The 12,151-nt window shown below is 52.6% G+C and carries 10 protein-coding genes and 1 CRISPR repeat array; all 10 genes read right to left on the bottom strand.

Annotated elements, in window-relative coordinates:
* Positions 1 to 5 precede the first annotated feature (5 nt).
* Positions 6 to 1,440: a CRISPR direct-repeat array (repeat unit 29 nt; unit sequence CGGTTTATCCCCGCACCTGCGGGGAATCG).
* An 84-nt stretch (positions 1,441 to 1,524) separates the two neighbouring features.
* A complete protein-coding gene (gene cas2e / locus BT114_RS06840) occupies positions 1,525 to 1,818 on the bottom strand; it encodes a type I-E CRISPR-associated endoribonuclease Cas2e (RefSeq protein WP_072325593.1) in 294 nt (97 codons plus the stop codon).
* 2 nt (positions 1,819 to 1,820) lie between these two features.
* Positions 1,821 to 2,738: a type I-E CRISPR-associated endonuclease Cas1e gene (cas1e, locus tag BT114_RS06835; RefSeq protein WP_072325592.1), complete on the bottom strand. Its 918-nt coding sequence runs from the start codon at positions 2,736 to 2,738 to the stop codon at positions 1,821 to 1,823.
* A 2-nt stretch (positions 2,739 to 2,740) separates the two neighbouring features.
* Complete coding sequence (gene cas6e, locus BT114_RS06830) at positions 2,741 to 3,565, bottom strand: type I-E CRISPR-associated protein Cas6/Cse3/CasE (protein WP_072325591.1); 825 nt, start codon at positions 3,563 to 3,565, stop codon at positions 2,741 to 2,743.
* Entirely contained in the window at positions 3,546 to 4,301 is a 756-nt protein-coding gene (cas5e, locus tag BT114_RS06825; protein ID WP_072325590.1) for a type I-E CRISPR-associated protein Cas5/CasD, read from the bottom strand. Before cas5e ends, cas6e begins: the two co-directional genes overlap by 20 nt.
* An 11-nt stretch (positions 4,302 to 4,312) precedes the next feature.
* Positions 4,313 to 5,365: a type I-E CRISPR-associated protein Cas7/Cse4/CasC gene (gene cas7e / locus BT114_RS06820; RefSeq protein WP_072325589.1), complete on the bottom strand. Its 1,053-nt coding sequence runs from the start codon at positions 5,363 to 5,365 to the stop codon at positions 4,313 to 4,315.
* A 38-nt stretch (positions 5,366 to 5,403) separates the two neighbouring features.
* A complete protein-coding gene (casB, locus tag BT114_RS06815) occupies positions 5,404 to 6,003 on the bottom strand; it encodes a type I-E CRISPR-associated protein Cse2/CasB (protein ID WP_084661977.1) in 600 nt (199 codons plus the stop codon).
* Positions 6,000 to 7,583, bottom strand: a complete 1,584-nt coding sequence (gene casA, locus BT114_RS06810) for a type I-E CRISPR-associated protein Cse1/CasA (RefSeq protein WP_072325588.1) — start codon at positions 7,581 to 7,583, stop codon at positions 6,000 to 6,002. The genes casB and casA overlap by 4 nt, the downstream gene beginning before the upstream one ends.
* Positions 7,584 to 7,978: 395 nt before the next feature.
* Positions 7,979 to 10,696: a CRISPR-associated helicase/endonuclease Cas3 gene (locus BT114_RS06805; protein ID WP_072325587.1), complete on the bottom strand. Its 2,718-nt coding sequence runs from the start codon at positions 10,694 to 10,696 to the stop codon at positions 7,979 to 7,981.
* Between the two features lie 63 nt (positions 10,697 to 10,759).
* Positions 10,760 to 11,161 (bottom strand): HIRAN domain-containing protein, encoded by a 402-nt coding sequence (locus BT114_RS06800; RefSeq protein ID WP_177247055.1) that lies wholly within the window; start codon positions 11,159 to 11,161, stop codon positions 10,760 to 10,762.
* 134 nt (positions 11,162 to 11,295) lie between these two features.
* Positions 11,296 to 12,135, bottom strand: a complete 840-nt coding sequence (locus BT114_RS06795) for a helix-turn-helix transcriptional regulator (protein ID WP_072325586.1) — start codon at positions 12,133 to 12,135, stop codon at positions 11,296 to 11,298.
* Positions 12,136 to 12,151: the final 16 nt, after the last annotated feature.

The raw sequence follows: 12,151 nt of genomic DNA, 5'->3' as shown, positions 1-12,151 counted from the left end.
GCTGACGGTTTATCCCCGCACCTGCGGGGAATCGATGTTATGCGTCCGCCTCGATGATGCTCCACGCGGTTTATCCCCGCACCTGCGGGGAATCGGCTTTTACAGCTTCCGCTCGCTCTGTTGCGTCCGGTTTATCCCCGCACCTGCGGGGAATCGTCGGTGCCGCTGTAGTAGGTGCAGCCGGTGGCCGGTTTATCCCCGCACCTGCGGGGAATCGGATGTTGGGCGATTTTATTTCGTGCCACTGGACGGTTTATCCCCGCACCTGCGGGGAATCGAATTTAGCCTCGGTCATACCAGCGGGAAATAACGGTTTATCCCCGCACCTGCGGGGAATCGCAATTAAAACTCTGACTGGTTTTGCTATTTTGCGGTTTATCCCCGCACCTGCGGGGAATCGAGTCATAAAATTTGAAAAAAGAGCACCTGACCCGGTTTATCCCCGCACCTGCGGGGAATCGAATTGGCGGTTATCGGTTGCTAGGCTCAGGTACGGTTTATCCCCGCACCTGCGGGGAATCGATCCATTCTGGCAACGGATCGTAGAGGACCCGCGGTTTATCCCCGCACCTGCGGGGAATCGGGTTGACACCTCTAAGCTCAAAATCCTCATGGCGGTTTATCCCCGCACCTGCGGGGAATCGTTGTATAGACCAAATTCGCATTCTATAGCGATCGGTTTATCCCCGCACCTGCGGGGAATCGGGCTGGAGCGCATGAATGATGTGAACTTTTTGCGGTTTATCCCCGCACCTGCGGGGAATCGTGCCGCTGGGCTGGAGGCTTGGGGCTTGCAAACGGTTTATCCCCGCACCTGCGGGGAATCGTGACAATCTGGTCGGCAATTTCAAGCCGGAAGCGGTTTATCCCCGCACCTGCGGGGAATCGTGGCCGGTGCTGATCTCCGGCTTTCGGCGCTGCGGTTTATCCCCGCACCTGCGGGGAATCGATGTACTCGGGCAGGCCTACATGCAGCTGGAGCGGTTTATCCCCGCACCTGCGGGGAATCGTCCGGCACTTCACAGCTGTAGACCGCTGCCGCCGGTTTATCCCCGCACCTGCGGGGAATCGGCCCAGTTGAGCCGCGTCACTATCTCCATGACCGGTTTATCCCCGCACCTGCGGGGAATCGAGCGCGGCATCAAAGTTGCTGAGATGTCTGGTCGGTTTATCCCCGCACCTGCGGGGAATCGCTTATTCGTTGTTTGATGTCCATAGATTACTCCGGTTTATCCCCGCACCTGCGGGGAATCGTTGTCGCCAAGCTGACATGCAGTCGCTGAGCGGCGGTTTATCCCCGCACCTGCGGGGAATCGGCAGCGAAACAGCAGGTATCTACGTCAAACCCCCCGGTTTATCCCCGCACCTGCGGGGAATCGAAATAGCGGCAAGGCGGGGGTCTTTTTGGCGGCGGTTTATCCCCGCACCTGCGGGGAATCGTCTAAACAAACATGACTGATTCTAAAGAGTTTTTAGGATCAGTCAAAAAGCACCAACAATTCTACATTGTTAAAGATCTTTAACCTATTGATTTTCTTGAGGGTAAAAAGACACCAATCTCAATCCATCCAGATCCACCGGCATCCTGCGATTAGCACCATAAGTCTGGAACTCGAAACCGGATTCAGTATTGGTTGCCCAGGCCATGACTACATTGCCCTGCTCTGCCAGCTCTGTAACCTGCTCCCAGACCATTTCCCTGATCCGCCGTGATGTATCTCCAACATAGACACCGGCGCGCACTTCCAACAACCAAATAGCCAGTCGGCCTCGTAAACGCGGTGGAACATTTTCGGTGACGACGACCAACATGCTCATAATCAACTGCTCCGATGACCAGCATCACCCAGTGATTCAGGCTCAGGGATGGCAATGGGTTGTGCATCACTCGGCGGCGGGGGCGGCTCAATCTCACCGGCAGCCAACACTTCTTCAATCAGTGGAATCAGGCGGGCCAGCAAATGGGTTGTTCGGAAAATATCCCGACAGGCCAGACGAACCTCCCGATCAGGATAAGTCGGAACCCTGGCAGCGATTTCAAATGCTTTTGGCACCACCGCCTCAAACTTGACAATATCCGCAACGTCATACACAAAAGATAGGGGTTTACCCGTATGAATAAATCCTATAGCTGGTGCATAACCGGCTGCCAGAACAGCTGCTTCAGTAATGCCGTACAAACAGGCCGTGGCAGCACTGATACACTGATTCACGACATCACCGGCTTCCCAGTCTTTTGGGTCATAACGGCGCCCATACCATTTGACGCCATATTCCTTTGCCAACATCTTGTAGGTGGACCTGACCCGGCTGCCTTCAATGCCTCTCAATTGATCCACGGAACGACGGCTGGGTGCCGCTTCTCCAAACCGCAGTTCAAACATTTTGCGAACAACCTTCAGGCGTAGATCCTCATCAAGAGCCAGTTTTGCCTGATACAGCAGCCGGTCAGAGCGTGCTCCGCCAGGCTGTCCAGCAGCATAGAGCCGGACACCTGCCTCCCCCACCCAGACCAATAACGTTCCGACAGTCGAAGCCAGTTTGATCGCAGCATGAGAAACCCTTGTGCCCGGTTCCAGCATGATGCAGGCAACCGAACCCACAGGGATGTGAGTTCGGATTCCGGTTTTATCGATCAGTACAAAGGCACCATCAACAACGTCAATTTGCCCATACTGCAAGAAGATCATCGAAACCCGATCCTTGATCGGGATAGGTTTCAGGGGAATGAACGCCATTTTTATATCCGGCGAATCAGCATAAGCCCACATCCAAAGGCTTTGGCTCGACCAATGCCCGCAGACCATTCCTTGATGAACATTTGTGGGTCCTCTACCGTCACCTGGCCAGTCAGGTCAACACTACTGAAGCGGGCAGCTTCTGATTTTCTGGTTAGACCATGCTGCAGATAGCCTGTGCACTGGAAAACATCCTCAGCACCAACAGCAAGACCCAGCCTCGGCAAACGACTGATCCACCAGGCTTTGACCGCCTGATCAGCAACCACCTTCAATACCAGGTCAAGCGTTGCCTTACGGCCCTCACATGTTTCCAGCGCATCCCTATGATCGGATGCCAGAATCAGTGATCGCCAGCTTTCCAGGTGCATGTCTGTCGCTTTATCCAACAAGCTCTCTTTCAATGCCCGCTGACTGGTTACCGGTGTACTGCCTAATGCTGCAGTTTGCTGTGCCAGCCAGGAGATGCGTGCATCCATGAGAACGTCATGACGTTTTCCTTGGCGGCAGATCGTTGGGTTGACACGCAGGGTAAACCCCAAGCGATCACCCGGCTTCAAAACCGGATGAAAGGGTTTGGTCTGGATGTCAAAAAAACCCTCGTCATCAGATGGTGCCTGCTTCGATAGTACATAAAAAAACGGCTCGCCCTTGCCAACCTTATAACCATCGTCCTGCTCCTGACGGAATAAAAAGTGGCGCTGCGGTTCCGTTGTAAAAAGCTGCCACAGCAACTGGTGACTGGCATAAATACCACCATGTACCAGTGACACCAGTTTCTCCCTGGCTTCCGGTTCAGCTTTCAGATTAATTTTCGACAGGTACATGGGTATCCTCCCTTATCACCAACTGATGCTCCAGGCGCTGTCCGAACTGCCAGGGCTGCCTACTGATCGGTTCATCCCAGACATGGCGTGACTGAACCTGTTCAGCATTTCCCAGTGCATCTGCTTCACCTTCCCAGATGTAAGTCACGGTCTGCGTGTTTTTCAGGTAATAATGATCCTGCTGATGGCTTTTCAATAATGGTGGAAACTCACTATCCAGCGCCTGACGCAGGCTGCCTGCAACCTGAATCGGTGAAAATGGTAAAGCAACCGGACAGGCTTTACGGCCGAGGTATGGCATGAATACTGGTTTCCTGAGCTTTTCTGCCAGAGCCTCCAGCGTCAGATCACCGGGCTGCTTCAACCAGAGCGCTACCACCCAGAAGCCATCCATCCGATAGTCACGACTGGACAACACGGTATTCAGGTCTTGCTTGGCAAGCCCCAATTCATCCCGCCTTGTCTGATAGTGACTGGCCTTGCTGCGCGAAGGCATCTGAGCAGTATGGTAATCACGCAGTAGATCACCATGAATGCAGGTTTTTACGGCAAACCCCAGAGAACTTCTCAAATGTTCCTGAGCTGCTGCATCACTTCGCTCCACACCCAGTGCTGCGGCCACTAACCCAATCAAGGCAGAGCGCGACGGGTAAAAGCCGCTGGGTCTTGTTTCGCCAATGGCCGTTTCACCCCAACTGGCAAGCGGACCGTAGAGCTGAAATACCAGGTATTCCATAACGACCTCGCTCAGCGGGTGATAAAATCGGTCAGTTCGGCAAAACTGCCTTCAGCTCTGACGCTATTGATGGCATAACGCTCATCGGCACAAGCCCCATAGACGTTATCAAAGTTCTTGTATTGTTGCTCCAGTGCCTGAATGGCATCTTCCTGCTGATTCTCACCTCGAACAGGCTTAAGAAACGCAACCGACAAGGAGCGCGGTTGCTGGGCTCCTTTTTCCACCAGAATGTAAGAAGCATAAGCCCGAGAAGCAAAGCTGTTTTGCTTGCCTTTGGGTGCCACTTTGGCAGCGGCTTCCACCAAAGCAACAATAGCCTTATTGGCCAGTTCGACCTTGCCTTGCAGGTTCTTGACCAGCAGATCCTTGTCAATGCAGATGTAAAGATAAAAGAGGGCTGACGCAAAAGCCGCTTCTCCAATATGAGAAGCACCACGGTCCTCGTCACCTGCATTCAGGTCATCCACTGCCGTGAAATAGTCGTCCTCAACAGCCACACCATGCACACTGATGGCATGTGCTACCTGACAGGCTGCTTCGACATTAAAATCAGGGGAGGATGCCAGCATCCGACCAAACAGGGAAACATCCACTGCGGATGACTCATGGCGCAGCAGTTTTTTCTCTTCATCTGTCGGTGCTCGGTTTTCAGCTATCAATTGATCAACCAGCGCCCAGACACCCTGCAACTCTTCTGGAGTGATGTGCGCCAGTTGCTCAATTTCCAGGTTCTCATCCTGCGTTTTCTTGCCGGCTTTCAGCTTGCCAAACTGACCAGCAATGGCCGTTGCCCACTCAAAAGCCGTTTTATCCTTGATGCCCTGACTTGTAAGACGATCGTAAATTTCTCGCCCCAGCCGTTTGGTCCGTGTTCCCAGGTGCTCGCTCAGTGCTTCAGCAAACAGATTCGAGGTACGCCAATGGCGTTTGAGGCTCTGAGAACTGACCCTCAGCCGTTCCACCCCTCCCATGCGCGCCGTTTTAGGGCGACCCAGATCGTCCCGATTCAGGTTGGCCGGCGGATAAGAGGTCAGCAGATGTAATTGAATGAATTGAGTCATGGTGTATCTCCTTATGTCATTTCCAGATATGAGTTGATTCAGTTTTTTGCAGCCGGAGTTTCTGCCGCAGAGTAATAATCCAGCGCCCATCGAACTGCGGTGCCATAAGAAATCTCTCCGGACTTATGGCCCATCTGCTCTACGAACCAGTCCAGAATGCCTTTGGCCAGATCCTGGACCGGCATCTCACCGCCACACAAACGCACCAGACGATGCATGCGTCGATAAAACTCCTCGGGGGTGCGGGATGCCTGCAACTGATGAAAGCGCAACTCGCTCACCAAAGGCTTCTGAGTTTTCGCATCTTTCTGTCCAAAAACGGCGGCAAAACGCCCTCGACCATTCTGCCGAACATGACTCAACACACCTGCCACTGCCGCCCATGCCAGCATTTTTTGATGTTCACCAAGAAAGTCAGGAAATGCCTGGTCCCGCACCTTCAACCAAAGGTTACGAAAACCCTCCGTCAGTAATACTGCCTCTGGGCTCTGTGCACGCTTTAACTCTGCTCGCCAGGCTGTAGGGGCCGGTGGCCGACCCAGTGCCTCAGCCGACAGGTTCATGGCTTCCCACCACTGCAGTAGAACATCCTGTCCAGCCCAGGACCTGGAAGCGGCTTGTTGGTATTCTGCTGTCACGCTGCATCCTCCTTGCCATTCATGTAAGTTGTCTTGAATTTTTTGATCTCTTTACCACCGAATAACCAGCCTGCCAGCATGCGCCGAGCCTTGATTTTCCGCTTCATATCCCGATCAGGATGCAGATTGCCCAATACTTGCTTGTCAAACAGTTGCAAGGACTCCTCTGTCAAAACCTTTAACCATACGCTGGCCGCCTCTGTTGACAGCCAGGTATCTGCATCATTCAAGACTGCTTCCACAGCTCTGAAAAAAGCCGGCTCAGTTACCTGCCAGAACTGCAGATCAATGAAGCTGAAGTCTCCTTTGACATCACTGGGCTTGTCATGCCAGGCATTTTTAATCTGAGTTCGGGTATGCCAGAGAGCCTCTTCTGACAGTTTCTGTAAATCACGAAGAATGCTGATCTGGTCGTCCCTTTTTTCAGGATCAACCCGGTACAAAGGAAATTCGCTGGAATACCAGGCGCGAGCCTTCATGTTGTCCATGTCATACCCAAACGCCCAGAGCCTTGGCGTCTTACCCCAGTTTTGCTGCATGACCTGAAGGTCCTCCAGATAATGCCTGATCACCAAAGCAGGATGATTGCCCTCCTGGTCATTGAGAAAACACAAGCTGTGCCATTGACGATACTGCACACCACCTGGCTGCCCTTTGGTGGATAAAAAGTCCTCATCCGGTTTTTTGGGGTTGGAACGGTAATGTGTCAAAGGGTGATACCAGCTTCCGCTGTAGTTATTGCCATAATTGCTGGTACGGTAATGGGTCACCAGCCGCTCTGCCTCCAGCCCACTTAACTGGCACATACCCTGTCGATCTTCAAAGTCCAGGCGGATGCGCCTTGGCATGGCCCAGAAATGAGTTAATGGATGCACATCATGCAGATAAACTTCCGTGCCCTTGTTTTTACTGACTCTGGTTAACCCCAGCCAGGGAAAAACCCGCACACTGTGCAAATCCGGTTCGTCATACTCCCAGCACTCACGATTGATGACATTCAACCAAAGCTTGCGCCAGAGACAGGTGTTTTCTTCATGCGGCAACACAAGGGTGGTCAAGGGCCCGCCACCACGTAAGCTGGTTCTATGCCCCTGGCCGCCAGAAGGCGCATTGATTTGCAGGGTAAACAGCGCCAAAGCTGCCATCTCCGGTGACAAGGCACTGCCAACACCTCGCTTGATGAACAGATCGGTATTGTTTTTGATGGTATTGCCACCCGGCGCTTCAATCAGTAATCCCGAAATTGGAGTCGGATCAACTTCGGCCAGGGCATCAAAATCTTGCATAAACAAGGGGCCATCACCATCCAGATTAAAAGCGTGAGCTGCCCGTTCCAGAATTGCAGCAAAGTCTTCCTGATCAGGTGGTGATTCATGCTGATCAAACCATTCATCCTCATCAGCCGGTGCCATTAAGGTTTGCAGTAAACCTATGGCAAACTGCCAGGCTGCACCATGAAAATCACTGCGAGGCAAAGCAAAATCCACCACATCAGGATCAACCAATGCAGTCATTGGACGCCGCTCCTCCCGCCCATCCGATAAACGCCAGGTTAACCAGGGATCTTTCAAAAGATTCATGAGCATCTCCTTGAGTCATTACACAATCAACTGCCATCCAAGCGGCATCAGGTTCACAGATACCAACAAAAGCTCCGAGCTTGGAGGCCACTCCGCTGGGCGCAAGCCACCACCCTGGCCACACATCAATAAAACATGCCCAATCAAAATACGGTCCATCCACCTGACACATAAATTGCAGCATTGTTTTGACTGTCTTTTCTTGCCTCGCCGCACCATACCGCTTACCCCATGCTCAAAACATGGAAACAAGCTACCACCGAAAAACAAGCACGTCAAATATCAATCAATTGATCATAACTTATCTATTGCGTTTCTCTGGTATCAGAATACAATTCATTCTTCTCCGAACTTTCGGAGATAACCCGTTATGGTCGATAGATTGTTCGATCATTTCACCCCCTTCCCCGCGTCAGCGGGGCCTCCCTTTCGACCACGCCAGCCAGTGGGGAATAGCTGAACCTTTCATCCCGCTCTGGTAGCCAAGGCTGCAGGTAACGCAGCATTGGCCACCGCACCTGCATCTGTTCATAAGCCAACTGATCAGTTGCACTCAGAGCTGCCAGCTTGGCGGCATAGGTGTTTTTAGGCAGTTTCACCAGGCTTTGCTGAACTGCATGAGGCTGCCCTTCCGCCCACAGCAGCAACTGATCTTCGGAATCTTTTTTAAGTACCAGGACCTGTACTGTTTCCTGCTCGCTGTATCGAGTACTGATTTCCATGTCATCCGTCCAGGCGCGAGAGCTGCGAAGTGTATATCCCTTATTCCAGGCTATCTTTCGAGTGATCGCCCTGGCGACCTGACTGCGCTTTTCGCCCCAGGCCGCATCCTCTTTAACGCGCAGTGCTTCTGGTATTCCGGCATCCGCATCATCACCATAAACAGCCTCAATCAACTTTCGAGCTTCTTCCGGCATGCGTAACGCCTTCAATTTCCGCAGAATTTTCATGCTGAGCCATAAACGGCCCGGAGAGCGATAAACCAGCTCCGTATCACGCATGGGTTTGCTCAACCAGTCTTCACCCGGTTGATCCTGCCACTCAGGCGCATGAACCAACAACACAGGTTCAGAACGTGCATCCCGACCCTGCGTTTTCATCCTGCGTTGATCATCCCGCAAGTGCCGATGCAGGCGGCCTGCCCGCTGGATTAAATCATCAATCGGACAGAGATCAGAAATCATCAGGTCAGCATCAGCATCCAGACTTTCCTGAAAAACCTGCGTAGCAATCAGAATTTTTCCTCTTCGTTCCTGCAAAGAAGAATGCTTGCCAAAACTTGCCAACACCCGGTTTTCCACGTTTTTTCGATCCATCAAGGTAAAACGGCTGTGAAACAACAGCAGATCATCCTGATTTTGCAAACGACTAACCAACTGCTCATAAGCCTGCAAGGCATCCTTTACCGAATTGCGTACCCAGACCACACAGTCGCCAACCTGATGTGCAGCCAGAATCCGGGCAAGCACCTCATCTTCAGAAGACACAAAATCCACAGCAACACTGCGACTGACTGATGCTCGTGATGACAAACGCTCCTCATGCAAACCAGAAGCAAGCCCCAGATGGGTGGCTAAAGGAAAATGCTGTTCCTGAAGGGGCTCAAGCGGCAAACCTGCCGCTTCCTGCCAGATGCGGCACAAGCGAGCACGCTGCCGGGTTGCCAGCGTCGCGGTCAAAAGAATAGCGCTGCCGCCCTGACGCAAATGCGCCTGCAGCAGGTCATCCAGCAGTTCAAACATATAGCTGTCTGCGGCATGCACCTCGTCAAAAATCAATACCTTACGATGCAGCCCCAGCAACCTCAGGCTCTGATGCTTCATAGGCAATACAGCCATCAACGCCTGATCAATAGTGCCTACACCAACCGAAGCCAGCAGCGCTTTTTTACGCGAATCCGCCAGCCATTGGCTGCAATGGATACTGGCTGTCTCATCACCCTGAACATAGGAAACATCTTCCTGCATTGGCTGGCTCAATGCCTCTCGAAAACGCTTGTGCATATCCCGCGCACCATGCGCCAACACAAGGCTTGGCATTTCATCTGCACTCCCGGCAGTCAGCATTTTCTGATAATGATCTGCCACCCGATCAAACATGGCGTTTGAGGTTGCCATGGTCGGCAAACCGAAATAAAACCCATCAGCCTCACCTGCAGCCAGCAAGCGGTGTGTCAGTGTCAGGGCCGCTTCTGTTTTCCCTGCACCGGTAACATCCTCAAGAATGAACAACTGCGGCCCATGATCCAGCACCACCATCTCAGCCCACTGCTGCAAGGGGGTTGGATCATCAAACCCGAAATGATCTTTGACTGAAAGAAAAGGTTGTACCTGTATAGCCTGGTGCAGTTCACTGGCGGCAATCGCCTGGATCGCCTTATCCTTTGCCTGCTGCCAGTACTCCACCAAGGGCATTTCCTGCTGACAGTAGGGAAACCAGTCTCGATTGGAACCAATCCAGTCACTCAATGTGATGATGCCTGCCAGGTACCAACTGGCCTGCTGCCACTCTGAAGCATGCTGCTCCGGGCAAAGCATCCGCTCTGGCCAGACCGGCTGTAAAAGCTGGAAAGCTGATCGGATAAAATCAGCAGCATCCTGAAAATTCTGTTCGTGGCAATAGTTCCTGATGGATTCCAATGGAGCAGGGTTTATCGGCTTGCCGTGATGCCCAAAAGATGTTTGCAACAGAAGGTCAAAGGACTTCTTGGTTGAATTGGTCGCAAAGGCACTCCCTGGCAGATCAACATCCTCAGCCTTTAACCTGTCATCCTTGATTAAATCAGTCCAAAGCAACCACCCCATGCCATCGTGGCGCAAGTTTTTTGCATCATAGGGACGTCGGCAGGGCAAACGACAGAGCGGCGCATCAGGAAAGACATTGAGTTGCTGAAAAGCAGCAGTAAACTTACCCAGATCATGCAGCACAACAGCAAAAACAATGCAGCGTTTTAATTGCTCAGGAACAACTTGCAATAGCCCGGTCAGATCCAGCAGCAGCGTTTTATTCTTATCCAGGAGGTGCCAGGCCACGGCAGCCACATCCAGACTGTGGTAAGCCAACAGGTGGTATTCCCCCTGGTTCGCCTTACCCCAGTAGCGGTAATAACTCATTCCTTTTACCCCTCATCTTGTTTTTATTCCGCCTGCCTTGCATCAGGACCGTTGAACCACTGATCAAGCCACCCAGATCCGAATCATCATGGGCTCCCAGGTTTTACCGTAATCCAACAACGCCAGCAGCTCTGCATTCACTGCAATGCCACGATCCATCAGAGATGCCACGGCTGCGTTATCTTTACGAGGCAGATAACCCAGCTTGATACCTTTCCAGAAAACCTCAGCGGCTCGGGCATCGTGCTGATTGTCCGGTTCACGCCTGAGCTGCAGCAGGTCGCCCGCATGCATCTGTTGTACAACTTCATAAAAGTGGTAATGAGCTGATCCGGCAATACGTGTATCCTGCAGCTGCAGAGAGACTTGCTGCTGGTGTCCTGCAACTTTTCCGGCCAGCAGACCAGCGCCAAGACCGAACAAACCTTGCAGGAAGCGCCTTCTTTTAATGATCTGTTTGTTCATTTTCCTTGTCCTATTGATACCTGAAGCTCTACCCTGCCTTTTTTGTTTTGCACCGGCAATCCTGTATATATCCACTGTCATTTTTTCTGACAGTCACTGCTGTTCCCTGTTGTTTATTGGCAGTTAACGGTGGTTCAGGCATCAAACAACCAGGGTTGTATGTCGCTTTTGTTGACGATGATCAGTTGCTGGGCTTCGGGTTCGCCTTCCAGCATGCGCGGGTGGATCTGCAGTCCTTTCAGCAGGTAGTTGACGTGGCAGGCGCGGGTGGTGATCTGAAGCTGGCCGTTTTGCATGGAGTAGTCCTGTTCGATGACTTCCCGCTGAGCCGGGGTCAGGCGTGGATCGGGTTGCAGGATGACGGGCACTAGGGTGTTCCAGGCATGGTCTTGTGCTGCGCCCTGTTCAGATGGATTCAGCAGTTCCGGTTCACCACGGAAACGGCTGAGCACAAAATCCCGGTAGTCCTGGCTTTTTTCGCACCAGGCACGCAGGTGCCAGCGTTGGCCGTTGTTGACGAAGTGGTGGGGAACAAGGATGCGACCTTCATGATCGGGATTGCTGAGTGAGACGTAGTCCACATCCAGCCTGCGCTGCTCCCGAATCGCTCGGATCAACGGGCGCATGAGTTGTGGAGTGACCTGGCGTGGTGGATGGCTCAGGGTTTCGTAGGGTAACTCTGGAGCAGCATCGTCAGTGCTCCAGGGCAGGATGTGTTGTGTTGCCCAGTTGAGGTATTCCACCACATCACCACTGATGAATACCGGTTTAAAAGCATCAGTAGGGTGATAGGTCTTTTCCGTCGGCAGGTATTGCAAGGCTTCAGGATGAAGCTGGTTGTAGCGTTTGAGTTGTTTGCTGGCATGCTGGCGTGACATCTGCCAGTGCTCAGCGAGGCGCGAGGGGTGAACGCTGCCTTCCCACCACGCCAGCAGCTCCAGCAACCAGTGGCGGCGTTCGTCCTGATCTTTCATGGCTTGTCCTCTGCAT

Origin of the sequence: Marinospirillum alkaliphilum DSM 21637, assembly GCF_900119735.1 — a bacterium.
In the GTDB taxonomy this organism is placed as follows: Bacteria; Pseudomonadota; Gammaproteobacteria; order Pseudomonadales; family Halomonadaceae; genus Marinospirillum; species Marinospirillum alkaliphilum.
Note: the sequence above shows the minus strand (reverse complement) of the source record. Positions and strands in the feature narration are given on the sequence as shown.